At 64.4% G+C, this 22,752-nt stretch carries 26 protein-coding genes and 1 pseudogene; 20 read left to right on the forward strand and 7 right to left on the reverse strand.

The window, feature by feature from the left end:
- Positions 1-158: 158 nt before the first annotated feature.
- The 6 genes from PIQ37_RS18155 to PIQ37_RS18180 all read right to left on the reverse strand — a co-directional run bounded on the left by PIQ37_RS18155 (position 159) and on the right by PIQ37_RS18180 (position 5,567).
- A complete protein-coding gene (locus PIQ37_RS18155) occupies positions 159-1,121 on the reverse strand; it encodes a hypothetical protein (RefSeq protein ID WP_225851498.1) in 963 nt (320 codons plus the stop codon).
- Positions 1,118-1,501: a hypothetical protein gene (locus tag PIQ37_RS18160; protein ID WP_342074525.1), complete on the reverse strand. Its 384-nt coding sequence runs from the start codon at positions 1,499-1,501 to the stop codon at positions 1,118-1,120. Before PIQ37_RS18160 ends, PIQ37_RS18155 begins: the two co-directional genes overlap by 4 nt.
- Before the next feature lie 159 nt (positions 1,502-1,660).
- Complete coding sequence (locus tag PIQ37_RS18165; protein ID WP_342074526.1) at positions 1,661-1,969, reverse strand: hypothetical protein; 309 nt, start codon at positions 1,967-1,969, stop codon at positions 1,661-1,663.
- A 361-nt stretch (positions 1,970-2,330) separates the two neighbouring features.
- Positions 2,331-3,512, reverse strand: a complete 1,182-nt coding sequence (locus tag PIQ37_RS18170) for a glutathionylspermidine synthase family protein (RefSeq protein WP_342074527.1) — start codon at positions 3,510-3,512, stop codon at positions 2,331-2,333.
- A 34-nt stretch (positions 3,513-3,546) separates the two neighbouring features.
- Positions 3,547-4,104: a DUF1190 domain-containing protein gene (locus PIQ37_RS18175; RefSeq protein WP_342074528.1), complete on the reverse strand. Its 558-nt coding sequence runs from the start codon at positions 4,102-4,104 to the stop codon at positions 3,547-3,549.
- Positions 4,105-4,205: 101 nt separating this feature from the next.
- Entirely contained in the window at positions 4,206-5,567 is a 1,362-nt protein-coding gene (locus PIQ37_RS18180) for a glycoside hydrolase family 5 protein (protein ID WP_407136568.1), read from the reverse strand.
- 244 nt (positions 5,568-5,811) lie between these two features.
- On the opposite strand from PIQ37_RS18180, the gene ilvD reads away from it, so the two are divergent.
- Positions 5,812-7,650: a dihydroxy-acid dehydratase gene (gene ilvD, locus PIQ37_RS18185; protein WP_342074529.1), complete on the forward strand. Its 1,839-nt coding sequence runs from the start codon at positions 5,812-5,814 to the stop codon at positions 7,648-7,650.
- Positions 7,651-7,841: 191 nt separating this feature from the next.
- On the opposite strand, the pseudogene PIQ37_RS18190 reads toward ilvD, so the two are convergent.
- Positions 7,842-8,595 (reverse strand): annotated as a pseudogene (locus PIQ37_RS18190) (integron integrase); the annotation flags it as partial.
- A 508-nt stretch (positions 8,596-9,103) separates the two neighbouring features.
- Here PIQ37_RS18190 and PIQ37_RS18195 point away from each other — a divergent pair.
- The 19 genes from PIQ37_RS18195 (at position 9,104) to acpA (ending at position 22,691) form a co-directional block, all read left to right on the forward strand.
- Positions 9,104-10,078: a hypothetical protein gene (locus PIQ37_RS18195; RefSeq protein ID WP_342074530.1), complete on the forward strand. Its 975-nt coding sequence runs from the start codon at positions 9,104-9,106 to the stop codon at positions 10,076-10,078.
- A gap of 941 nt (positions 10,079-11,019) precedes the next feature.
- Complete coding sequence (locus PIQ37_RS18200) at positions 11,020-11,388, forward strand: hypothetical protein (RefSeq protein ID WP_342074531.1); 369 nt, start codon at positions 11,020-11,022, stop codon at positions 11,386-11,388.
- A gap of 674 nt (positions 11,389-12,062) precedes the next feature.
- Positions 12,063-12,272, forward strand: a complete 210-nt coding sequence (locus PIQ37_RS18205; protein WP_342074532.1) for a hypothetical protein — start codon at positions 12,063-12,065, stop codon at positions 12,270-12,272.
- 76 nt (positions 12,273-12,348) lie between these two features.
- Positions 12,349-12,756: a hypothetical protein gene (locus PIQ37_RS18210; protein WP_342074533.1), complete on the forward strand. Its 408-nt coding sequence runs from the start codon at positions 12,349-12,351 to the stop codon at positions 12,754-12,756.
- Positions 12,757-12,839: 83 nt separating this feature from the next.
- Positions 12,840-13,226, forward strand: a complete 387-nt coding sequence (locus PIQ37_RS18215; RefSeq protein ID WP_342074534.1) for a hypothetical protein — start codon at positions 12,840-12,842, stop codon at positions 13,224-13,226.
- Positions 13,227-13,377: 151 nt separating this feature from the next.
- Positions 13,378-13,752, forward strand: coding sequence for a hypothetical protein (locus tag PIQ37_RS18220; RefSeq protein WP_342074535.1), 375 nt, complete (start codon positions 13,378-13,380; stop codon positions 13,750-13,752).
- Positions 13,753-13,808: 56 nt separating this feature from the next.
- Entirely contained in the window at positions 13,809-14,348 is a 540-nt protein-coding gene (locus PIQ37_RS18225; RefSeq protein ID WP_342074536.1) for a hypothetical protein, read from the forward strand.
- An 85-nt stretch (positions 14,349-14,433) separates the two neighbouring features.
- The gene (locus PIQ37_RS18230; protein WP_342074537.1) at positions 14,434-14,970 is read left to right on the forward strand and encodes a hypothetical protein; all 537 of its coding nucleotides are present in this window, start codon (positions 14,434-14,436) and stop codon (positions 14,968-14,970) included.
- A 218-nt stretch (positions 14,971-15,188) separates the two neighbouring features.
- Positions 15,189-15,428 carry a DUF1161 domain-containing protein gene (locus PIQ37_RS18235; protein ID WP_342074538.1) on the forward strand — a complete coding sequence of 80 codons (240 nt, stop codon included), beginning with the start codon at positions 15,189-15,191 and terminating at the stop codon, positions 15,426-15,428.
- A gap of 88 nt (positions 15,429-15,516) precedes the next feature.
- Positions 15,517-15,819 carry a hypothetical protein gene (locus PIQ37_RS18240; RefSeq protein ID WP_342074539.1) on the forward strand — a complete coding sequence of 101 codons (303 nt, stop codon included), beginning with the start codon at positions 15,517-15,519 and terminating at the stop codon, positions 15,817-15,819.
- A gap of 241 nt (positions 15,820-16,060) precedes the next feature.
- A complete protein-coding gene (locus PIQ37_RS18245; protein WP_342074540.1) occupies positions 16,061-16,552 on the forward strand; it encodes a cyclic-phosphate processing receiver domain-containing protein in 492 nt (163 codons plus the stop codon).
- Positions 16,479-16,775: a DUF2695 domain-containing protein gene (locus PIQ37_RS18250; protein ID WP_342074541.1), complete on the forward strand. Its 297-nt coding sequence runs from the start codon at positions 16,479-16,481 to the stop codon at positions 16,773-16,775. Before PIQ37_RS18245 ends, PIQ37_RS18250 begins: the two co-directional genes overlap by 74 nt.
- A 482-nt stretch (positions 16,776-17,257) precedes the next feature.
- Entirely contained in the window at positions 17,258-17,926 is a 669-nt protein-coding gene (locus PIQ37_RS18255) for a hypothetical protein (protein WP_342074542.1), read from the forward strand.
- Between the two features lie 45 nt (positions 17,927-17,971).
- Complete coding sequence (locus tag PIQ37_RS18260) at positions 17,972-18,352, forward strand: hypothetical protein (protein ID WP_342074543.1); 381 nt, start codon at positions 17,972-17,974, stop codon at positions 18,350-18,352.
- Between the two features lie 127 nt (positions 18,353-18,479).
- Positions 18,480-18,818: a hypothetical protein gene (locus PIQ37_RS18265; protein WP_342074594.1), complete on the forward strand. Its 339-nt coding sequence runs from the start codon at positions 18,480-18,482 to the stop codon at positions 18,816-18,818.
- Positions 18,815-19,204, forward strand: a complete 390-nt coding sequence (locus PIQ37_RS18270; protein WP_342074544.1) for a VOC family protein — start codon at positions 18,815-18,817, stop codon at positions 19,202-19,204. Before PIQ37_RS18265 ends, PIQ37_RS18270 begins: the two co-directional genes overlap by 4 nt.
- 280 nt (positions 19,205-19,484) lie before the next feature.
- Positions 19,485-20,483: an AI-2E family transporter gene (locus tag PIQ37_RS18275; RefSeq protein ID WP_342074595.1), complete on the forward strand. Its 999-nt coding sequence runs from the start codon at positions 19,485-19,487 to the stop codon at positions 20,481-20,483.
- Between the two features lie 36 nt (positions 20,484-20,519).
- Positions 20,520-20,810: a hypothetical protein gene (locus PIQ37_RS18280; RefSeq protein WP_342074545.1), complete on the forward strand. Its 291-nt coding sequence runs from the start codon at positions 20,520-20,522 to the stop codon at positions 20,808-20,810.
- Between the two features lie 162 nt (positions 20,811-20,972).
- Positions 20,973-22,691, forward strand: a complete 1,719-nt coding sequence (gene acpA / locus PIQ37_RS18285) for an acid phosphatase (RefSeq protein ID WP_342074546.1) — start codon at positions 20,973-20,975, stop codon at positions 22,689-22,691.
- Positions 22,692-22,752 lie beyond the last annotated feature (61 nt).

The following is a 22,752-nucleotide window of genomic DNA, read 5'->3' on the forward strand; positions in this document are numbered from 1 at the left end:
GGGGGGGGGGGGGGGGTTTTGGGTGGTGGGTGGGGGGTGGGGGTGGGTGAGGGGGGGGCGGGCGGGGCGGGCCGGCGCGCCCCCGCGCCGCGCGGGGGGGGGGGGGGCGGGGGGGGGGGCGGCCCCCCCCCACCGCTCGGCCGCGCAAACCACGGCACTCACTGGCAGTGCTGCAACAGCTTCTCCAGTTCCGCCGCGGCGACGGCGGCAGGTGCCTTGCTCTTGATCAGGTCATAGCAGGCCATGGTCGATATGCCGCTCGCCAACCGTTGCGCAGCCACGCCGGTCGAGAACATCTTGCCCAACCCGATCGACGCTGAGCCCTTGCCATTGACGGTGCTCGTGCCATCGAAGCTGCCAAAGACGGAATAGGAGTCGCCCAGATTGCTGCGCGCGATCTTCGCATTGGCGGACTTGAGAATGGCTTCCTGCAACTCCGACGCTTTTTGCTTGCTGGCGTACTCGGACGCCACGGCGGCGGCGTTCTGCCGCAGGTCGTTCTCGCTCTGAGCGAAGCCCGCGAGAATCGCCTGATCTTCGGCAGTGGGCGCGAGCGCGTCCATGGCGCTCTTCGCGGCGATCACGTCCGCCTCTTCGACCGTGCCCGGGCTCGCCGCCGCTGCCTGCAGCGACGCCCATTTCAGCTTCGCTTGATCGTATGCGCTTTGCCGCTTGGCGGCTGCGCTGTAGCTGTCGCGCAGTTGCTTGAGCTTGCTATCGGCCTCGATCATCGCCTGCTTCGCCAGCGTCTCCTCCGACAGCGCCCTCGCATAGTCAGTCGATGCCTTCTTGGCCGCTTCGATCCGCGCATCTTCGCTGGTCCCGTCGGCGTCCGAATCGCCCTCTCTGGCGACGCCGGAGATCACCAGCAGCTCGTACCCCTGTTTGCTGCAGTCGGCACCGGCAACGCCGTCGTTGCACTTTCTCGCCACCGCCACCGGCACATAGGCCGCATCCACCTGCTTGTAGCCCAGGTTCATCGAAATGCCTGGGTTTTCGGTGGATGCCGTGGAAACATCGACACCGAAGCTCGTCTTCGACGCGTAGACCAACGGCGCCTGCTCCAAATGTGCGCAGCCGCCCAACAGCAGAACAGAGAAACAAGCCAGAGACGTTTTCATCGTGACACCTCCTGTGATGCGATGCAGACCTGAGACACATCGCCACCGCCGGCCTGCAGGATCGCAAGCAGGCGGCGGACCTCGGCTTCGGTATTGGACATCAGCACGATGCGGCACGCGTCCGCATCCGGGGGAACATAGATCGCGGTTTCGGCGTGCCAGCCCAGCGTCCACCCGCGCGGGGTCTGCGAAATTCCCAGCCCGCGCGAACGGATCGCCACAGGGGCCAATCCCGTCGTGGCGACGCGTGCGCCGAACAGGCCACGCACGACCACGTCCTCTCGCGCGGTGGAGACCGTCACCACCGCGCACGCACTGCAGTTGGCTGCGACGCACGCCAGCAGCACCAGCACTCTGGCGCGAATACGAGATGCAGACATGCCGGCCCCCCGCAGCACTCCCCGATGTCGATCTTCGTCAGACGGGCAAGCCCGGTCAATCGTGACGAGTATCACATCGTAGACATTTCGCATGCGTCGCGCGTGGCGCGACTGCGCCGGCCGCATTCACGGCGAAGAATGAAACCGCAGACGCCGCCGCTACGTTGCCGCCGCAGGCGGCGGCGACAGCTGCGCACTGGCCTGCTGCAGACGCTGCAGCGTCCGCAGCATCAACGGCCGATGCCGCGCCAGCTTCATCCACGCCGGCAACCGCGCCACCATCGAGCGCCCGAACAGGCCGCGGCGTTCGCGCAGCGTCGCCGCCACGTAGTCCTGCAGCTCCTGCAGATGGCGCGGGTTGTAGGCCCACAGCACGCCGGCGCGGGTCGGCGCGACCAGCGCCAGCGGCAGGCCGAAATGCGGGTCGCTGGGCGACCCGTCGCGCATGCGGTACGTGGTGACGGCCACTGCGCTGCTTTTCCCGCAATGCGCGCAACGCCCGGGCAAGTTCGCGGGCACCGGGGTTGCACCGGTCGACGTCGCACGGACCCGCACCCACTTGTGTCCGCAATGGCCGCAGGCGCGATGGCCTTCCAGTTGCACCGCTCCCACCCAGTCGTCGGCATCGCTGTCCAGCCCAGTAGCGCACTGGCCACAACGGAATCGCGCCTGCCAGCGGTAAGGCTCCCACTGCGCCAGCACCCACCCCGGCGCGCCACAGCGATGGCAGCGCACCGCCACCTGGTCCGCATAGGCGGCCAAGGGCGTGCCGTCGTTGCGATGCCGGAGCGGTGCGCCAGGCGACGCCGCGTCGGCGCGCGACAGCGACTCACGCATACAGCACACCCGGCCGCGCGTCCTCGACGATGGCGTGCGGCAGGAACCGCGCGCTGTCGCAAGTGATCGGGCCATCGTCCTCGCGGATGCCGATGCCGCAGGCGCGGTCGCCGACGATCCAGCTGCCGACCATCGGGTAGCGACCCTCGAACGCCGGCAGCGGATGCGCCTGCTGGCGGATGTAGGGACCGGCATAAGGGCCGTCGCTTTCCAGCACGCGGCCGTCATCCAGGTGCAGCACGATGTTGGCGCCCTCGCGCGAATGCAGCGGCTTGCGCACCCAGCCCGGCGGCAAGGCGCTGCCGTCATCGAACGCGGCCGGCAGCAGGTTCGGATGGCCGCGATGGCGCTCCCACAGCAGCGGCAGGATGCCCTTGTTGCTGAGCAGCGCCTTCCACGGCGGCTCCAGCAGGCGCAGGCCCGATCCCGGCAGCGCCTGGCCGAAACGCTCGGCGAACATGTCCTCCAGCGGATACAGCTTGAACAGCGCGCCGATCACCGTGTCGTACAGATCGGTGTAGCGGCCGTCGCTGGACAGGCCGATGTCCTCGATCGCGATCAGCTCGCCGCCGACACCGGCCTGCGCAGCGCAGTCGCGCAGGTAGGCGACCGTGCCCTGGTCCTCTTCCGAATCGCGCACCGCGGCGAAGTACAGCGGCGGCGGCAGCCCGCCGGCGAGCGCGGCGAAGCGCTCCAGCAAGGCTTCGTGGATGGAGTTGAACTGGTCGGCGTCGTCCGGCAGGCGGCCCTGCGCGCGCTGGTCCTCCAGCCATTGCCACTGGAAGAATGCCGACTCGAACAGCAAGGTCGGCGTGTCGTAGTTCAGTTCGTAGAGCTTGGCCGGGCTGCGGCCGTCGTAGGCCAGGTCCAGGCGCCCGTACAGATGCGGCTCGCGGCGCCGCCAGCTATCGGCGATCCAGTCGCGGAACGCCGGCGGGATCGCCAGCCGCTGCATCAGCGCCTCGCTGGCGACGATCTCGTCGAGCAAACCCATCGCCATCGCGTGCAGTTCGGCGCTGGGATCTTCCAGGTCGCGTTCGATCTGGCGCAGGCTGAACGCGTAGTAGGCGCGTTCGTCCCAGTAGCGCTGGCCGTCGATGGTGTGGAAGCGGAAACCGTACTCCGCGGCCTGGGCGCGCCAGTCGCCGCGCTCGACGATCGCGATGCGTTTCATGCGGGGTCTCGTGCGAAGAGAGAAAAAGCGGTACTCAGCTGCCGAAGCCGCGTCCACCGGCGGATTCGCCGAAACCGCCGCGGCTGACGGTGACCGCCCGGTTCGGCGTGGCGCCGATGTGGGTCATGGTCTGGTTGCCGCGCAGCATCGTGCCGCTGACGGCCGCCGCACCGGCACCGCCGGAATAGGACGCCGGCCGCTGCCACTGGTTCTGCCGGTCCTGGTAGGCGGGTGCCGCATTGAAACCGGCAGCGCGGTTGTTGTTGAGCATCTGCGACAGGAAGAAGCCGGTCATCATCGGCCCGATGAAGGAGTGGCCGTGGCTGTCGCGCTGCTCCACGCAGCGATCCTGCGCATAGTCCTGCGCGCACTGCTCGCGGCTGGCGTACTTGGGTCCCTGCTCGGCCGCCTGCTTCTGCGCCTGCGCGAAGGCCTCGCGGCAGGTGGCGATGTCGTGGGTCTGCGCCACGCAGGCGTCCACCGAGGTGTACAGGCCTTCCTGGGCCTTGGCTTCCGGCTCGCGCCCGCAGGCGGTGAACAGCAGCGGCGCGGCGCTCATCAGCAACAACGCGGTCGTCTTCGACCTTTTCATGGCAACGTCTTCCTGAGTCCAGCCACGATGATGCCCGGTTCCGCCGGCCGCGGAAACCCGCAGCCGGCGGTTGGGCATCACCGCGACGCACGCGCGATGCGTCAGCTCTTCGGCGGCGGCGGCACGTAGCTGGACAGGCGCGCGTCGAAGTACGGCTGCACCGCAGCGATATTGGACTTGACCTGGATGTCCATGCCGACGTCGCGGCTCATGCCGAGCACGTCGTTGTCCGGCCAACCGGGCCCGAAGCACCACTGCGTGCTGGGGATGTTGTTGGCCTGCAGGTGCGCGAGCATGCGCTTGGTCGCCAACTCCGCGCTGGCGTTGCCGGCCGGGTAGCCGTGCTCGCCGAGAAAGCCGCGCTTGCCTCTGTGCGCCAGCCAGTCGATGAACGGCGTGACCATGTCGATGCCGGTGTCCGGCGCGACGGTTTCGTTGGGATTGGCCCAGTTGCCGCCGCCTTGGCCCTCGTTGTCCAGGTAGTTGTGCGCCTCATAGACGATGCGGTCGTACGGGTCGGGGATCGTGTCCAGGTTGTTGGACACCTGGTCCCATAGGCGCGCGCTGGCGTACTGATTGCCGCAGACGAACACGTAGTGCGACCGGTCGAAGTCGAAGATGCGCGCCGCGGTCGCGGTGGCGGTGCGCAACCAGTGATCGGCCATCACCAGCTTGCTGCCGTCGGCGTTGAGTTCCGGTCCCTGGTAGGGCTCGTTCATCAGGCCCCAGCCGAAGATCGCCGGATGCGAGCGGAAGCGCTGCACGATGCGGCTCCACAGATCCGGCAGGCCGGCGGCGTTATACAGCGTGCAGCCCGGCGTACCGATCACGCGGTACTCGTAGAGCTTGAGCAGATTGTCGGCAGGATCGAAGTAGGCCAGGTACAGGAAATTGCCCTTGCGGTAGGTCCCGTTCCACACCGCTTGGTCGGCCGGATCAGTCACCGCGCGGCAATCCGGTCCGATCAACTGTCCGGATCCATCGCGCCGATAGCCGGACTTGCTCGCCACCTTGATCGGCAGACGCATGTAGTCGTGCAACTCCAGGATCGCCACCTTGCCGCGCTGCGCGAGCCGATTCAGCACCTTCTCGACCTGATCGCAATACGTGGCGTTGAGCGGCATGCCCTGGCCGGTGCTGAAGCGTGCGGCGGTGGTGGGCAGGCGGAACAGCGGGCAGGCACCGGCGGCGGCGATGTGCTGGTCGCGGATGTCGCGGTAGTGCCGGTCGATGACGGCGTTGTCCACGAAGTTGTTGGACGCCAGCCCAGACAGGTTGAGGCCGGCGAACGGCAGCGAGCCCGCGGCGCGGGCCTGGCCACCGAGGCCCCAGAGCGCGGCGCCGGCGGCGATGCCGACACCGGCGCGCAGCACGCTGCGGCGGCCCGGATCGGCCGGGGTGGAGGCGAGGGACGGGGTGGGGGAGGAAACAGCGGAAGACGACGAACGCACATGCCGAAGCATGGACACCTCCTGTGGTCATGATGGGCGAGCCGGGCCTACGCCCCCTGACGCACCGGCCTCCGCAGTCTGCCAAGCGCAGGCAGGCGGGTCTGCGACCCGCTTCGCACTCCCGGCCGGCGCGCGGCGGCGCCAGCCTGCGTGCTAACGTGGTCGGCCCACCGGTGGGCGCCCAGGACGGTTGCAGCAGCAACGATCCGATCGCGCCACCATCGCCAGCCTCCCCGCCCGCTCGTTCGCTGCTCCCATGCCCGACTATCGCTCCAAGACCTCGACCCACGGCCGCAACATGGCCGGCGCCCGCGCGCTGTGGCGCGCCACCGGCATGCAGGACGCCGACTTCCACAAGCCGATCATCGCCATCGCCAATTCCTTCACCCAGTTCGTGCCCGGCCACGTGCACCTGAAGGATCTCGGGCAACTGGTCGCGCGCGAGATCGAGCGCGTCGGCGGCGTGGCCAAGGAGTTCGACACCATCGCCGTGGACGACGGCATCGCCATGGGCCACGACGGCATGCTGTACTCGCTGCCCAGCCGCGAGATCATCGCCGACTCGGTCGAGTACATGGTCAACGCGCACTGCGCCGACGCGCTGGTGTGCATCTCCAACTGCGACAAGATCACCCCCGGCATGCTGATGGCCGCGCTGCGCCTCAACATCCCCACCGTGTTCGTCTCCGGCGGGCCGATGGAAGCCGGCAAGACCAAGCTCGCCGACCACAACCTGGACCTGATCGACGCGATGGTGATCGCCGCCGATCCCACCGCCTCCGACGAGAAGGTCGCCGCGTTCGAGCGCAGCGCCTGCCCCACCTGCGGCTCCTGCTCGGGCATGTTCACCGCCAACTCGATGAACTGCCTGACCGAAGCGCTGGGCCTGGCCCTGCCCGGCAACGGCACCGTGGTGGCCACCCATGCCGACCGCGAGCAACTGTTCCTCAAGGCCGGCCGCACCGCGGTGGAACTGTGCCACCGCTGGTATGGCGCCGAAGACCCGCGGGCGCTGCCGCGCGGCATTGCCACCTTCGAGGCGTTCGAGAACGCGATGACCCTGGACATCGCCATGGGCGGCTCCACCAACACCATCCTGCACCTGCTCGCCGCCGCGCAGGAGGCCGAGGTGCCGTTCACCCTGCTCGACATCGACCGCCTGTCCAAGCGCGTGCCGCAACTGTGCAAGGTGGCGCCGAACACGCAGAAGTACCACATCGAGGACGTGCACCGCGCCGGCGGCATCGTCGCCATCCTCGGCGAACTGGCGCGCGGCGGCCTGCTGCACACCGACCAGGCCACCGTGCACAGCCGCAGCTTGGCCGAGGCCATCGCGCAGTGGGACATCACCCAGAGCGACGACCCCGCCGTGCACACCTTCTACCAGGCAGGGCCGGCCGGCATCCCCACCCAGGTCGCCTTCAGCCAGGCCACGCGCTGGCCCAGCCTGGACGCCGACCGCGCCAACGGCTGCATCCGCGACGTCGCCCACGCCTATTCACAGGAGGGTGGCCTGGCGGTGCTGTACGGCAACATCGCCGAGGACGGCTGCGTGGTGAAGACCGCCGGCGTGGACGAATCCATCCACGTGTTCGAGGGCAACGCCAAGGTGTTCGAAAGCCAGGACGCCGCGGTCAAGGGCATCCTCGCCGACGACGTCAAGGCTGGCGACGTCGTGGTGATCCGCTACGAAGGCCCCAAGGGCGGCCCCGGCATGCAGGAAATGCTGTACCCGACCTCGTACCTGAAGTCCAAGGGCCTGGGCAAGCAATGCGCCCTGCTCACCGACGGCCGCTTCTCCGGCGGCACCTCCGGCCTGTCGATCGGCCACGCCTCGCCGGAAGCGGCGGCCGGCGGCGCCATCGGCCTGGTCCGCGACGGCGACCGCATCCGCATCGACATCCCCCAACGCCGCATCGACCTGCTGGTCTCCGACACGGAACTGGCCACGCGCCGCGCCGACCAGGACGCCCGTGGCTGGAAGCCGGCTGAGCCGCGCCCGCGCAAGGTGAGCACTGCATTGAAAGCCTATGCGTTGCTGGCGACCAGTGCGGACAAGGGGGCGGTGCGGGACAAGGCGATGTTGGAGGGGTGAAGCGTTGCCATGAAGGCCGTGGGTTGCCGCGGTCTTCATGGCGTCCAGGTACTGCACTGTGGGAGGGACTTCAGTCCCGACGCGGGATCACAAACGTCGCTGCTGCATTATTTTCTGACGCCTTTGACGCTCGCCGCCGCCCCTAGACCATCCAGCGGACTGCGCATCGCTGGACTTCCTCGGACAGCTGGTCGGCCGACCCGACCACTGCGTGGATCCACCGACCGATGTGCGGCCGGGAACAGGTATTGCCAGCCCGGTTCGACCTCCGCATTGGGGTATTTGCGCACCAGCGCATGCGGCAGGTACACAATCCCTGCCCCTTCGGCCAGATCCGCCGCGTGCAGCAGCAGTGCACTATCGCGTTGCCGCAGCAGCGGCTCGCCCAGGCGCATTGGCAATGGCACACGCCGATCCTTGCCGCCCTTGCCGTCACGCACCACGATCTTGCCGCGCCCCAGCTCCACATCCTTGATCCGCAATCGCAGGCATTCCAGCAGCCGCATGCCGCTGCCATAGAGCAGCCCGGCCATCAGCCAGCAAGGTCCCTCCAGCGCGACCAGCAAACGCGCGACCTCCTCGACCGAGAGCACCACCGGAATCCGCCGCGGTCGCTTGGCGCGGGCCAGATTCTCCATCCATGGCAGTTCCATGCCCAGACCCTCTCGATAGAGGAACAACAAAGCTGCCAGCGCCTGGATTCTGCGTTCCGGCCGAGACCTGCCCCCGGGTCGCCAGATCGATCCGGAACGTTTCGACCTCGGCCTGCCCCATCCGCGCCGGATGTCGCTTGCCGTTGGCCAGGATGAAGCGCCGCATCTAGCCAATGTAGGCTTGCTCGGTACGCAAGCTGTAATGCCGAAGCCGCAACCGGCCACGCACCTGCTCCAACAACCTCGGCGATTGATGCGTCGTTACGCCTTCATCGTCATGGGTGTAACTCATACGCCAGTTCGAACGTCGGATAACGTAGCCAGCATTGGCGCACGGAGCCGCGACCACCATCAGGCAAGTCATTGATGCAGGCTGGGAATTTCCCGCTTTGCAGACGTCTGGCGTTGGTGGATACTTGGGGCATCACCGCTTTTGGGCGGGACAATAGTAGTTAGGCGGTAGTGCTGTACGTGTGGTGTGGCTTCCGTCTTCGGCACGTGCCTTGGCACTTTGGCGGTCGGCTACGGTGCGCGGTCCTTTCGTCTTCCGCCATCGAATCAATCGCCCCTACTCCGTCCAGTTTCATTCCGCCACTGCGCTCATTGCCCTCGGCTTCGATGGCACCCGGCTGCAAGTACCTTGGGCAAACCCCATGGCCCATCATCTGTGGCATGATCGGCTCACGGTGACGGTGCTGGGGTGCATGGTCCATTTTCACCACCTTCTTGGCACCACCGTCTAACTATTCATTCAAGCCGACGCCGCTCTTTGGCGCGGCTTAATTCAGGCGTTAGCACTCATGTCGACCAATAAGCCTCGATTCTTTTTCACAGCGACCCAATCAGTCAGCGACCGAATTGGAGAGCTCTTTAGCTTCACATGGGCCAGCTATGCCGGACTTCGTGAACTCTGGTGGCAAGCTCGTGGTTTCAGCGCTCAATTTCCTGCGCTTTCGATTAAAGATGTAGAGGCAAAATTCCTGTCCGTCCCGAAAATGCCGGGAGGTGTCGACATGAAGAAGATGATTCTTGATCGAGACTGGCTATATCATGAAAGAGAATTTTCAAAGTCCCTAATATTCGGCGGCTGCACTCTTTATGAGAGCTGGGCCGAGAGCGTATGCAGAGACATTTTCAACGCGCCTGCAGCTGCAAAACACTCCAAGAGTATTCAATTTCCTATTAATCATAACAAGTCTCAGCCAAATGGCTTCAAGGCGGTCGTTGCGGCAGCCAACGCAAATCAATCTGTGCTCATCAAAGGAAATATATTTCCCACTGTGTGCGCTGCATCTTCAAACTGCTGGGGAACGGCCAACGAGCACCTTACTGCTTATAGATACTTCAAAGAATGCAGAAACGCGATGATTCACTCGTCTGGACTTGTGAATAACGACGTCCTGTCAGCTCATCAGCAATTACAGAATTTGCATGGCATTAACCCCCCTCCCTTTCGACATGGCTTCGCCATTCCAGCACCGCAGCTCGGGGAGCCAATTCCTCTAGATTTACGCGATGCGACACTGTTTGTAACCGTGGTTCGTCGCCTAATACACACGTTTGATGCGGCCCTCTGTGTCTCGACCGCATCCGAATCGATACTTAACTCGAGAGTAGAAAATGTGCGTGCGACCAGCTCAAAATGGAAGACCTTTCCCGCTGATCCTGCAAGTTATAGAAAAAGGGTGCATAGGCTACTTTCGGCTTCTATGATTCCTGATCCCGTGAATATCGACCAAGTTGCAGATTGGTTAAAGGGGAAGGGCACCATCTAGGCGCAAGCTCTAACAATTCATTCAAGCCGACGCCACTTCGCGGCGCGGCTTAATTCAGGTAGGCGTCAGGGGGCTTGCTGTGACGAAACTATGGACTTGGGGTGGCACCTTCTTTGGGCATAGAAAAGGTGATGACCTCTGGACGCACGCTGGAAGACATGTTGGTCGTTTCGTCGGAGATAGCGTGTTCGCCCCGAATGGTCGTTACCTCGGTGAGATTCGCTCTACCAATCGCCTCATCACTAAGCAATCCAAGCTCAATAGTACTGGCCCTTCCTTTTCCCCCAAGATGTCTCATATTGGATATGTGCCAAATGTTGGCTTCGTCGGTTACGTCATGATTGTTGGCTATCAAGATTTCCCCGGGCCAGATGGCGTGTGAGGCCTAACAATTCATTCAAACCGAACCCGCTTCGCGGGTCGGCTTAACTCAGGCATTAGGCTCCATGTATCGAGTAATCCTTGCCTGTAGTGGAGTTCCTGAGCAGGTCGGGGCCACCGCAACCTGTGACATTGCCGAGGAGTTCACGCACCGGCCCTGGCACCAAAACGTTCAGTGCTCTTGGGACGACTCTCGGTTGCTGCTGCAAGCGGACAACGCCTACGACACAAATGGTTCTGCCCTGACGGACGAGTTCTCGGATGCTATCGCAGCATGCATTGCGGAGGGGTTAAATGGCAGCATCACAGTCGAGTCGGTCACAGCGCTGGCTGGGTGAGAGCGGCGGGTTCAATGAGCGAGGCCGCGTTCGCATGGTTCCGGCTAATGCCACTACCACTTCAGGAGCCAGCGCAATGAGCGTCGTGCGGTACAAAGGCCGCGCGTTGCCGCTATGAGCCGCCTGCCTAACAATTCATTCAAGCCGAAGCCGCTTCGCGGCTCGGCTTAGTTCAGGCGTTACACACAAGACTCAATCTTAGGCGCATGAGACCACTACAACATGAATGATACTGAAGAGCACCCAAGCCGCGAAGAATTCCTAGGTTCACTATGGAGCGAAATCATCAATTCGCCGATGCAGGAATTCTGGATCGACAATGCAATTGACGCATCGCAGAAGCAGCCAAATGGTCCATTCGGGGACGCGGGCCCAGCCCTGGAACGGTTGCTTTCTTTGGGAGCATCGAGGCGTGACCTGTCCCTCCTTTATCGCATGGCATCCTATGAGGCCGTGTTCGACACGCTCTATAAAATGGCTGATGCAGGGATCAAACCAGATGACGCAGCCATGCTTTTTGAGGACGTGCTTGGCTCGGACCCGTCGGGTTTAGACGCTGGGCCTGGTTCAGCGCCAGAGAAGAACGCCTAACAATCGATGCAAATCTCTCGTACTAATCGCTGGGCGGGCTAACGCTCGATCTCTAGAAAACGCTGGGCGCCGCAGCACATGTCTCCCTGTCGATCAAATTTTCAGGAAGGTTCGCCGCTTGCTTGGCTTGCTCACAGATATCAAGGTGTTGAGAAGCCGCATTTCTGGAGATGCAGCGATCTTCGAGATTTGTAGTCGTAGCCCAAGAGCGACACTCGTAGTCCAGCTGCTTTTTTCAGCGTAATCCCTACACAGGCGTCAAATGAGCTCTTGGACATGCGGCATGCTGACGCTACTCTCAGTTACTTTGATCAGCACGTCTTGCGCTTCGCAGGCGAGGATTGATGCAGCGCACTGCAAGGCTCAGGACGGGAACATACGCGGAGTCGGCCTTTCACTACGCCGGCCTATGTCATTCCCTTTCGAATGGCGGAATGGAGTGCCAGGGCAGCCAGGAATGCAAAGGGATATGCAAGGCGTCACCGGACGCCAAGATTCGAGCCAAGGCCAGCGGAACATGCCAAGCAGATACACACGACATCTACGGTTGCTACAACGAGGTCAAGGTGGGAATGGGCGTGACTGGCATATGCTTCGACTAGCCATGGCCGCCCCGACAATGCAGTCGAGTCCAAGCCGCTTTGCGGATCGCCTTACTTCAGGAGTTATGCCTCATGAGCACTGATCCGATGGCCAAGGTGTTGTTCCGTGTCCCAGACGATGAGGGCGGGGCCATGGTCGAAACGCTTTGGGCAGTGCCACTCGGTGATGACCGATACACGCGGGACAAATCGCCCTTCCATGCTTACGGCATCTCCTGGCAGAACACGCTCTTTTCCCCGTTGACCTGCAAGAGGCCCGCACGCGCAACGAAAGCCGCATGACAAAGCGCCATCCAAGCGGGTACCCATGCATGGTGCGGTTCCATCCACGCATCCTTGCGAATCGAAAGGAGATCCCATGATTGAAGGCAAGAGCAAACTCGATCGCAAAAAGCACCTGGCGTCGATCGTCGCCGGTCATCTCGTGTCTCTCGGCCACACCGCTTCGGTTGTGGAAGGGAGGGTCAATTCGGCCGGTCACAGGGATCAGGTGCTCGTCGATAGCGCGATCGGACTGGTGCATGTCACCGCATCGAGCAACACCGAGCCGAACGGCAGCATCCTGTGTTCGGATATCGAAGACGGGGATCAGTCGTTCCTCGCCGACAAGGAAGTCGTGGCTTTTGGCTGGAACACCGGCGATGGGCGGACGACGGTCATGCTCGTGCCTGCGGAGGCGGTGCGCGGCAACAAATCGATGACCAAGGATCAGATCAGGTCGGCTAGCATTCGCGCGTACACCCTGATGCTCGGTCCACATACATGAGCCTCGATGCAGGCACGACCGGCCCGAGCCGGCCTGGTCCAACGCTCAGGCACCATTTTCCACCCAAGAAGGCAGACCGCCCGATGAAATCGCTCCGCCGCTGTACGCTTCTTGCACTCGCACTGCTGGCCTTTTGTTTTTCTGCCACGGCGGGAAATCCCCAAGATGCGGTAGTGACCTACCCCGCCGATGCCGCTGTGCCGATCTCGCTCACCTTGCTGACGCGCCAGGGAAAGGTAGGGCGCGACAACGCGATTTACGACAACTACCGCCCACAGGTGCGATTCTCCGGTGAGAGTAAGGACGTCATGTGTGCAGTACGCATTCCCAAAGCGCAGCAGAAGATCGAACCCGGCGAGACCGCTGCCGTGTCTCTGAGTTGCATCGAGCAGTTCCACGTTTTGGAAAAAGACAGGTCGTTCATCGCCTATGAGGGTGGGCGCAAGGTCGCCGAGGGCACCCTGCGTTGATGACGCTGGCAACGTCGGGCGACACGGCGCGTCAGCGCAGAGCCGGCATCGGACCGGCGCAGCGCGTCGCTTGCTCGATGCGGATTGTCCCCGCCCTCCCAGCACGCGACGCACTTCTCGCTCGCTGATCGCGCGCCCCGTACAGCCGGCCATGCGCTGGAAATCGATCTTTGCCTATGCCGCCCTGCTGTTTGTTCTCCAGTGCGGCGTTGGCTTTTTCAGCGGCTTATTCGACCTAGGCGGCTTGGTAAATGCCTGGACCCTTCTCTCTTTCCTCCTATGCGCCGCACTCTTCGCACACCTCGCATTGCGTGTGGCGCAACACCGCCTCGCGCACGCCTGCCTCATCCTGGTCGTGTACGCCGTCTTCGCGGATGTTCTCGCGGCGCTATTGCCACCAGACATGGCGGACGAACCAGCGATGTTTGTCGCTCTGGAATGGCTGCAGCTGCTCGCCTCCACAGGCCTCGGCCTGCTTGTCGGCTGGGTGTTTCGGCGCGCGGCCGATCGACGCCGGCTGCTGTAGTCGCGTGCAGCACGCGGCTACACCTGCCAATGTCGCCCGAAGGTTGGCTGACGCTCATGGTCAAGATCATCAAATTCGTTGGAAAAGGAACGGTGCTGCTCCTCCTGGCAACGCTTGTCGCACTGGTCGCTTACGATGCACTCGCTGTCCGCCCACATCTGGCCCGAATCCGCGATCTGCTCACCCAGGCCAATCCAGAAGATGCCGCTCCTCCCGAAGCGATCCGCAGGCTGATCGATGCGAATGTGGGGTCGCCCTCCCCGCATGTGGCTCCGCTGGTGACGTCCCTCGTCTACACGGATTTGGCGCAAGGTCAGTCGCAAGTGCGCAACGCGCTTTGGAGCATGCTGCTACCGATGCACTTCGACGAGTCGCACATGTACGGCCTCTACTGCATTCTTTCCTATAACGGCACAGATCATGGATTGAGCAGCTTTGCCAATCGGGAATTCGGTAAACCGCTTAGCCAGCTCTCACCACTGCAGGCAGCGACCACCGTTGCGGTCACCCATGCTCCTACGATCTACTTGAAAGATCGCGACAAACTGGGCCGGCGCGCTCGGACGCTATTGGCAAGGTCCCGGCCTCCGCATTAGACCTCCGTGCTGCAAGAGGCGACGCCGTCGTTTTTCCTCCCCGACTCTCCTCTGACATGACCCGGCACAACGGGATTGGCACAACATGAAGAAGACAATGGCAAGCATTGTCATGACAGCGACCTTGACGATCCTGCCGCTCGCAGCACCGGCGTCTGGGCCAGTGTCATCCATCACCCAAGCGACACTGCAGGAGTCCGAGAGCGAATACCAGCACAGCCCGCTGTGCGGTAAGGACGAGCTCACCCTGTGGACGTGCCAGACGCGCAAGCGAGAGTTTTCGCTATGCTCGTCGAGGGCGGTCAACCGGACCTCGGGCTACCTGCAGTACCGAGCGTCGGAGAGCGGCAGGCTGGTGCTGCAGTACCCCGCACAGCAGAAGCCGCCGACGGGTCTTTTCACTTACAACACATTTCCCAACGGAAACGCATCGATCGAGTTCAGCAACGGCGGCTACCGGTACAGTCTGTTCGATCCACTCCGATCCGCGTCGTCCATCTCCGTCTCCGGACCTGGGGCGTCCGACAAGACCACGCAGATCGCCTGCGGCCCGAACCAGACGCTGCAGCTCAACTACACCATGCGATTGATGTACGACGCAGGGGTCTGGGTCGATCCCTGAATGCGATGACCCATGTCGCATTGTCGGTGTCCCGCTCATCAGGACCGGCCGCCCACCGAGTGCGGTGGCGGTAGCGGTAGATGCAATCTGCGCTTGCTACACTCGGCGCGGCGGCCCGGCTCCCGCAAGCGACCAGGCCGACGCCCGCAGCAAAACCGCCACACCTTCGGCGTTTCCTCCCGCAACCTCGTTCTCTCTCGTCGACTATCGGTGCCATCATGAAACAGGCCATCGCGCTTCTCCTGCTCGCCTTCGCCTCCTCGTCCGCTTTCGCGGCCGGCAGATCCTGCGAGGAGTTGAAGGCCGAGCTCACCGCAAGACTCGATGCCCGCGGGGTCAAGGACTACACGCTGGAGATCCTCGACAACGCCGATATCAAGGCGGACCGCAAGGTCATTGGCAGTTGCGCGGCGGGGAGCAAGAAGATCGTCTACAGCAAGAACAAGTCGTCGACGTAAGCGACATGGGTTGTTACGTCATGGGTTGTTACGTCATGCATGCAACGTGGACGCGAGGCATTGTCGTCGCGCGGAGAAGGAGCATGTCATGCAGGTAGTAGATCACGCACCTCATGCATGGTTCCTCCTGCACGACGGCGACACGCTGCTGCTCGACGTCAACTGCAACCATGGCCCGGTCGGTTACGCGTGGACCATGGCGCTGACTGCCCAGGAAGTTACGCAGTTCCAGGCGCTCGGGCGTGATTTCATCGCGCAGCTTGCCGAGCGCGTGCAGTCGACCGCGCCGGGGGTATTGGGCAATCGGTCTCCATATCTGGTTCGCAAAGCGGATGCCGAGACTCGCCAGCGCGTCACCCTGGCCATCAAGTCCTGGAACCAGAGCAACTGACTGTCCTTGGTTTCCTGCCTGGAAATCAACGCAGCGTTGCTGATCGTGCCAGTTGCAATACGCAAGCCACACCCGGCAATCGGCTGATGTACCTGACCGGCATCGCGCCGGGTGATTAGGCACGCCGCTTTGTCACCGTCTTGCGACAGTGCGGGATCGCGCCGATCCTCGGACTGGAGTAGGTTCGTCGCGTACGGGTCGATGGGCAGACCCGCCGACCCGAAGACAGGTGCCGCTTGCCATGCGTGTATTTCTGGACGACGAGCGAGCGACACCCAATGGATGGACAAGGGCCTATTGGCCGGATGACGTCATCGCGCTGCTCCAGACCGGGAAAGTAGAAGAACTCAGCCTGGATCACGATCTCGGCGACGAGGCGCGCGGAACAGGCGACGACGTGGTGCTCTGGATCGAGGAGGCGGTCGCTCTACGGTCTTTCGTCCCGCCGAGGATGCACGCCCATTCTGCAAATACTTCGGCGGGAGATAAGATGCGTCGTGGCATCGAGGCGATCGAGCGGATGGCGGCGGAGCGTGGGCGCGTGGGCGCGTGGCTCCATCGCGATGCGACTGACATGCGACTGATCGCCTGCGCTTTGCGCGGCGCACACTTGGTGACTTTTCACGCCGCATCCTCGTTTTCCAACAGCGACTGCAACCATGACAAAGAATCCGGAAGCCCAACGTCGCAAAGCCCTCCGCAGGGCGGCAGAGCACGAGCAGCGTCTACTTGAAGAAGCCACCCTTCCGCTTCCCAAGGAAACGCTCTGGGCACTGTTCGATTACTTGAATGACGCGCTCGCCGATGGCTGCGATCACTCCTTGCGGCTGACCACGCAGTTTCTCGCATCCCGCGATGTCGCCCCGGAACCGGTCATTCCCTGGCTTGGCGCGTACGGCGGCTTCTGCGATTGCGAAGTGCTTTTCAATGTCGAGGAGCGCTGGGGCAAGGAGTGAGAGTGCACGTGACCTCCCGTACGGCCTGACAATACTTTGGCGGCATCGTCTTCAAGGCACAGCACCAGGCCACGCTGCAGCCCTGGTACCAGCGTCATCTCGGCGTCGACGTGTAGGCTTGGGGCTGCGCGGCCTGTCAACTGTCGCCATGGCCGCGCCTGCTATGAGTGGACCATGGTAGTGGACGAAGAGGAAGCCGCTCACCATCGCGGGCGCGGGCGCGCCTTCATCGCGTAGCTCGCCGAAGAGGTGCAGTGGGCCGCTCCGGACATGCTCAACAGGCGGTCGCCGCATCTCGGACGCAACGTCGATCGGGAAACCGGCCAGCGCTTCACTAGGCCATTCAAGGGTCTGCGTGAGGGAGGCTGACAGCCAGACTCACCGCCTGGGGGCCGAAGGCAAGGCGCCACACTTGTTGCTCCCTTGTACGTGACAGTCCAGCCACTGGCTGGCCGCCAGCCATACGCACCAGGCGGTATCGCATGCCGTTTCGCTCTGGCATGATCCACCCAGGATGGGGGATCCAGGACATAAACGTGGTCATGAAAACGCGAGTCGCCATGCTCATCGGCATGATGAGCATGATTGTCACAGCAGCCCCCGGCGCTGTCCGCGCCGAAGAAAATGAAGCGGCTGCACCATACCGGGCGTTTCTGGATGTCTATGCCGGCAAGGACGGACCGCCCATCAACGTCAGCCGCGAGGCTGAGGCGATCAATGCCGAACAACTGGACGCGTTGAAGGGATGTACCGACGGTGGGTCCACATGGAGTGCGACCACGCCCGTCGCCGATCTCGGCCCGGCGATCGGCGAACTGCCATACGTGCGCCTGGTCGATCCAAAGCGCTGGACACCGCAGGATCCCGGGGAGCTGATCAGCCAGGGACATCCTGTGGATCAGGCGGTGGAACAAGGCATGGCTGCCGGATTGATGACGCTGACCGCCGTGACCTTCGATGCCAGCCACCAGACGGCGGCGTTCGCCTACTCCTTCCAATGTGGAATGCTGTGCGGGAATGGCGGCATCGTAGTACTCACCAGGAAGGGGGACGACTGGGCCGTCAGCGACAAGCGATGCGGCATGTGGATGTCGAAGCTGGATGCTCCCTCGAAGGCGCCTAAGCGGATGGCAATGCCGCTCGCCAGCTGACGGCGTCATTCGGCGAAACTTGATCACCTTTGACAAGGCAGCCTTATGCATCCCGAAGATCCCTACGCACCGCCGACATCCGCATTGGCTGATCCCAGCCCCGCTTCTGCGCCGCTAAAAACGGACAGAACCCTTCAGAAGATTCTCACCGCACTGCTGATCTACCCTGCTCTCGACATAGGATTGCCGGCCGTTCTCTCTTTTCTTTCAGGCCGGCGACCACCTGTTGTGGTTCTGATGTGGCCCATAGCTGCTGCACTTCTCGCCTGCTCTGTCTTCATGATCTGGAGAGTCCGGAACAGGTTATTGCTTGTAGCGCTGGTTCCTATTCTGTTCGCGATCGGATTCACCCAAATTGCCGGCACTGTCCCTGATAATCAGCTTTGTACTGACGTTGATCCTTTTCTTCAGATTGCCCCAAAATAGCCAAAATTGAATCCTTCGGGGTTTCGCGCCCTCACGTCATTCGGTGCAGCCGTTTCGAGTGAAATATTTCACTTGGCTGGGAACGGCGTACATGATTGCGCTGACGCGGCCCAATGAAATGAAACGCATGCACGTCGGCATCACCCACCACGTAGACGCCAGCGAGCCCGACGACGGGCACGGCTACTCCTACGCCTACACTCTCTATCGCTTCAGCGACGGCCGCGATCGGTTGCTGGCGCGCAGCTACGACGACGATGCGGATCAAGCGCATTTCCTGAACATCGAAGTGGACGGACACGTGCGCTTGATGATCGACGCGGACCTGCGGCATCCGTTGCTGCTGGCCGCCGCGGCATACCTGGGCGAAGCCGGCAAGCGTAGACTGCGCTGGCTGAGCGGCCGCGGCGACGGTTACGAGCCCCTGCCCGGCCAGCCCACCATCGGACCAGCGGAGGCTCCATGAAGCGCGTCACCGGGATTGGCGGCATCTTCTTCAAGGCACAGGACCCGGCCGCGCTGCAGGCCTGGTACCAGCGGCATCTCGGCATCGACGTGCAGGCCTGGGGCGGCACTGCGTTCGCCTGGAACGACGACAGCGGCGCACCGGTGACCGGCTCCACCGTCTGGTCGATCGGCGCGGCGGCGCAGGAGCCGCACTTCTCGCCCGGCACCGCTCCTTTCATGATCAATTACCGCGTGCACGATCTGCACGCGCTGGTCGCGGCGCTGCGCGAGGAAGGCTGCCACGTGCTGGACCGCATCGACGAATCCGAATACGGCGCCTTCGCCTGGGTCATCGACCCGGAAGGCAACAAGGTCGAGCTCTGGCAGCCGCCCGCCGGGCAGTAGTGCACGCTCCGGCCCGTCGACTGGCCGGCCGGTAGCTCGGGACGCCCGACCGGTCCGCGTCGAACCAGCCCCACGCTGGCGCGCGCCGACATCGCCCGTGCACGCCGACCTGCGGGTTGGCGCCCCCGACCGGCGGCACACGATCTTCGCTCGCCCTGCACTGCGCTATCACTACTGTCCGCGCTCATTGTCCTGATCGGGATCCGCGCCACCGATGAATGCCTCCCTCCCGAGTTCCCCCTCGCCCCTGCGCCCCTTCGCGGCCCGGGTCCTGGTCGTCATGGCACTGGGCGCATTGGCGCTGCTGGCCTGGCAGTTGTCGGAGCTGCTGCTGATCGTATTCGGCGCGGTGGTGGTGGGCGTGCTGCTGCACGGACTGGCCACGCTGTTGCGCAAGTGGTTGCCGCTGCCGGAGTGGGCGGCGCTGGCACTGGTGATCCTGGTGCTGGTGCTGGCGCTGTCGGCGATCGTGCTGCTGTTCGGTGCCGAGGTCGCCGCGCAGATCGACACCTTCCGTGCCACCTTGCCGGCGGCCTGGAACAAGTTCCATGCCTGGCTGCAGTCCGGCCCGCTGGGGCCGCAGATCGAGCGCATCCCCGACCAGTTGCGCGACGGCGCCTCGACCCTGGCAACGCACGCCGGCGCCATCGTGCTGTCGGCCGGCGGCGGCGTCACCGACGCGGTGCTGATGATGGTGGGCGGGCTGTACCTGGCCGCGCAGCCGCGGCTGTATCGGCAGGGCCTGCTGCACCTGCTGCCGCGCGACCGTCGCAGCGTCGCCGACGAGGCGCTGACTGCCAGCGGTCAGGCGCTGCGCGCGTGGTTGACCGGTCAGTTGCTGGCGATGGCGGTGATCGGCACCCTGACCGGCATCGGCCTGTGGCTGCTGGGCGTGCCGGTGGCGCTGGGCATCGGCCTGTTGACCGCGCTGCTGGACTTCATCCCCATCGTCGGCCCGATCGTGGCCGCGGTCCCGGCGATCCTGCTGGGCTTCACGGTCAGCCCGCAGGTGGCGCTGGGCGCGCTGCTGCTGTTCGTGGTGCTGCAGCAACTCGAAGGCCACGTGCTGCAGCCACTGATCCAGGCGCGTGCGGTGGACCTGCCGCCGGCGCTGCTGCTGTTCTCGCTGTTCGGTATCGGCGTGCTGTTCGGGCCGATGGGCGTTGTCCTGGCGGCGCCGCTCACCGTGGTGCTCTACGTGCTGGTCAAGCGGCTGTACGTGCAGCATGCGCTGGGCGATGCCGAGGGCGCGGATGGCGCCGGAAAGCCCGCCGCCTGATCTTTGGTGCGATCCACCCCGCTCCCGCACGCGACGATGCCCACCGATCCGCAGGACCTGCAACGCGATCTGGCCGAGACCTTGCACTGTGCCGCCGCGTACAACGACAAGGGCTATGCCTGGCTCGGACACGATGCCCAGCAGATCGCCGACATGCAGCACCGGTTCCAGACCCAACTCACGGAACTGGCCGCGCGCCTGGGCGAGGCGCGATTCGGCCCGGCGCTGAGCGCCGCCATCGCCAGCGGCGCGGCCGCGCGCGACGGCTCGGGCGACTATGTGGTGCTGTGCGAGCAGGTATTCGGCCGCGCACGGGTGCGCCGCTGAAGGCGGCCTCGGGCACCGCCTGACGCAGCGTCATCCAGTGTCACGGGAGCGCGGCCTGCGATACGGCCGCTGAACGCCGGCCCGGCACCGGGACCGGCTGGCTTTGACTTGTCATTCACGCGGCCCACACTGGCGGGTGCCTTTCCCTCGCCCGATGACACCGTGAAGAAGCCGCCCCAGGATCCTGCGTCCACCACGCCCGCCGACACCGACACCGACACCACCCCCGAAAACCCGCAACGCCGGCGCCTGCTCGGCGGCCTGGCGCTGGCCGGCAGCGCCCTGGCGCTCGGCGGCCCCGCCGAGGCCCACGCCGAGAGCGCCAAACGCGCACCGGCGCGTGCGCTGTCGCCGACGGAACTGGATCGGCAGCTGCGGCAGAAGATCGAGCATGTGGTGGTGATCTACGCCGAGAACCGCAGCTTCAACAACCTGTTTCCCGAGTTCCCCGGGCTGCAGCAGCCGCTGTCCAAGGTGACGCCGGCGCAGGCGCGGCAGGTGGACCGCGACGGCAGCGTGCTCGACATCCTGCCGCCGATCTGGGGCGGGCTGGCGCCGGACGAACAGGTGGTGGCGCATCGCCGCTACAAGATCGGCGAGGACGCGATCGGGCCGCTGCCCAATGCGCCGTTCGCGCTGCGCACGCCCGATGGCCAACTGCTGCCGCACGGCATCGTGACCCGCGACCTGGTGCACCGCTTCTACGAGAACCAGATGCAGATCAACGGCGGCCGCAACGACGGCTTCGCCGCGTGGAGCGACGCCGGCGGCCTGGTGATGGGCCACTACGCCGATGCGCCGGCCACGCTGCGGCTGTGGAGCCTGGCCCGCGACTACACGCTGTGCGACAACTTCTTCATGGGCGCGTTCGGCGGTTCGTTCCTCAACCACCAGTACCTGATCGCCGCACAGGCCCCGTACTACCCCAAGGCCGACAGCAGCCCGGGACGGACGCAGATCAGCGTGCTGGCCAGCGACCGCCCCGACGAGATCCGCCTGGCGGTGCAGGACGACTCGCCGGGCACCGCGCTCAACGGCCGGCCGCGCTTCGTGCGCAACGGCGCGCTGACCCCGGATTTCTGGGCGATCAACACCCTGAGCCCGCCGTTCCAGCCCAGCACCAGCCAGGACCCGACGCGCCCGGACTACGCCGACCCCAACAGCCCCAACACGCTGCCGCCGCAGACCCACCGCCACATCGGGGACGCGCTCGACGCCAAGGGCGTGGACTGGGCCTGGTACGCCGGCGGCTGGGCGCTGGCGGTGCAGGGCAAGGGCGACACCGGCGACACCAGCGAGTTCCCGGGCAGTCCCAACTTCCAGATCCACCATCAGCCGTTCAACTACTTCGCCAACCTCGCCCCGGGTACGCAGGCGCGGGCGCGCCGGCTGCGCGACGGCGGCCTGGGCGACACCGCCCCGGAGAACCGCTTCCTCGCCGACGTGCAGGCCGGCACGCTGCCGCCGGTGACGTTCTACAAGCCGCAGGGCAACCTCAACATGCACGCCGGCTATTCCGACGTGGCCGCCGGCGATCGCCACATCGCGATGGTGGTGGACGCGCTGCGCAACAGCCCGCTGTGGGAGAAGACCGTCGTGTTCATCACCTTCGACGAGAACGGCGGTTGGTGGGATCACGTGGCGCCGCCCAAGGCCGACCGCTGGGGCCCGGGTTCGCGCATTCCGGCGCTGGTGGTGTCGCCGCACGCCAAGCGCGGCCATGTCGACCACAGTGTCTACGACACCGGCTCGATCCTGCGCTTCATCACCCGCCGCTTCGGCCTGGAGCCGTTGCCGGGCCTGGTCGAGCGCGAACGCGCGATGCACGCCGCCAGCGGCGTGGTGCCGGGCGACCTCACCGCCGCGCTGGACCTGGGCTAGGCAGGCGCAGGTTGCGCAGGGCGCGGCACACTGCCGCCGCCCTGCCCCGCCGCCACGCAGC

This window comes from Xanthomonas protegens (assembly GCF_038442435.1).
GTDB lineage: Bacteria > Pseudomonadota > Gammaproteobacteria > Xanthomonadales > Xanthomonadaceae > Xanthomonas_A > Xanthomonas_A sontii.

Bases quoted from the DNA above. Each gene is read 5' to 3' on its own strand.
- PIQ37_RS18170 (WP_342074527.1), bottom strand. From the start codon at position 3,512: ATGAAACGCATCGCGATCGTCGAGCGCGGCGACTGGCGCGCCCAGGCC.
- PIQ37_RS18250 (WP_342074541.1), top strand. From the start codon at position 16,479: ATGACAAAGAATCCGGAAGCCCAACGTCGCAAAGCCCTCCGCAGGGCG.
- PIQ37_RS18270 (WP_342074544.1), top strand. From the start codon at position 18,815: ATGAAGCGCGTCACCGGGATTGGCGGCATCTTCTTCAAGGCACAGGAC.
- PIQ37_RS18155 (WP_225851498.1), bottom strand. From the start codon at position 1,121: ATGAAAACGTCTCTGGCTTGTTTCTCTGTTCTGCTGTTGGGCGGCTGC.
- PIQ37_RS18230 (WP_342074537.1), top strand. From the start codon at position 14,434: ATGAAGAAGACAATGGCAAGCATTGTCATGACAGCGACCTTGACGATC.
- PIQ37_RS18220 (WP_342074535.1), top strand. From the start codon at position 13,378: ATGCGCTGGAAATCGATCTTTGCCTATGCCGCCCTGCTGTTTGTTCTC.
- PIQ37_RS18205 (WP_342074532.1), top strand. From the start codon at position 12,063: ATGAGCACTGATCCGATGGCCAAGGTGTTGTTCCGTGTCCCAGACGAT.
- PIQ37_RS18275 (WP_342074595.1), top strand. From the start codon at position 19,485: ATGGCACTGGGCGCATTGGCGCTGCTGGCCTGGCAGTTGTCGGAGCTG.
- ilvD (WP_342074529.1), top strand. From the start codon at position 5,812: ATGCCCGACTATCGCTCCAAGACCTCGACCCACGGCCGCAACATGGCC.
- PIQ37_RS18260 (WP_342074543.1), top strand. From the start codon at position 17,972: ATGCATCCCGAAGATCCCTACGCACCGCCGACATCCGCATTGGCTGAT.
- PIQ37_RS18265 (WP_342074594.1), top strand. From the start codon at position 18,480: ATGCACGTCGGCATCACCCACCACGTAGACGCCAGCGAGCCCGACGAC.
- PIQ37_RS18245 (WP_342074540.1), top strand. From the start codon at position 16,061: ATGCGTGTATTTCTGGACGACGAGCGAGCGACACCCAATGGATGGACA.
- PIQ37_RS18280 (WP_342074545.1), top strand. From the start codon at position 20,520: ATGCCCACCGATCCGCAGGACCTGCAACGCGATCTGGCCGAGACCTTG.
- PIQ37_RS18215 (WP_342074534.1), top strand. From the start codon at position 12,840: ATGAAATCGCTCCGCCGCTGTACGCTTCTTGCACTCGCACTGCTGGCC.
- PIQ37_RS18210 (WP_342074533.1), top strand. From the start codon at position 12,349: ATGATTGAAGGCAAGAGCAAACTCGATCGCAAAAAGCACCTGGCGTCG.
- PIQ37_RS18195 (WP_342074530.1), top strand. From the start codon at position 9,104: ATGTCGACCAATAAGCCTCGATTCTTTTTCACAGCGACCCAATCAGTC.
- PIQ37_RS18225 (WP_342074536.1), top strand. From the start codon at position 13,809: ATGGTCAAGATCATCAAATTCGTTGGAAAAGGAACGGTGCTGCTCCTC.
- PIQ37_RS18235 (WP_342074538.1), top strand. From the start codon at position 15,189: ATGAAACAGGCCATCGCGCTTCTCCTGCTCGCCTTCGCCTCCTCGTCC.
- PIQ37_RS18255 (WP_342074542.1), top strand. From the start codon at position 17,258: ATGCCGTTTCGCTCTGGCATGATCCACCCAGGATGGGGGATCCAGGAC.
- PIQ37_RS18240 (WP_342074539.1), top strand. From the start codon at position 15,517: ATGCAGGTAGTAGATCACGCACCTCATGCATGGTTCCTCCTGCACGAC.
- PIQ37_RS18160 (WP_342074525.1), bottom strand. From the start codon at position 1,501: ATGTCTGCATCTCGTATTCGCGCCAGAGTGCTGGTGCTGCTGGCGTGC.
- PIQ37_RS18180 (WP_407136568.1), bottom strand. From the start codon at position 5,567: ATGCTTCGGCATGTGCGTTCGTCGTCTTCCGCTGTTTCCTCCCCCACC.
- PIQ37_RS18200 (WP_342074531.1), top strand. From the start codon at position 11,020: ATGAATGATACTGAAGAGCACCCAAGCCGCGAAGAATTCCTAGGTTCA.
- PIQ37_RS18175 (WP_342074528.1), bottom strand. From the start codon at position 4,104: ATGAAAAGGTCGAAGACGACCGCGTTGTTGCTGATGAGCGCCGCGCCG.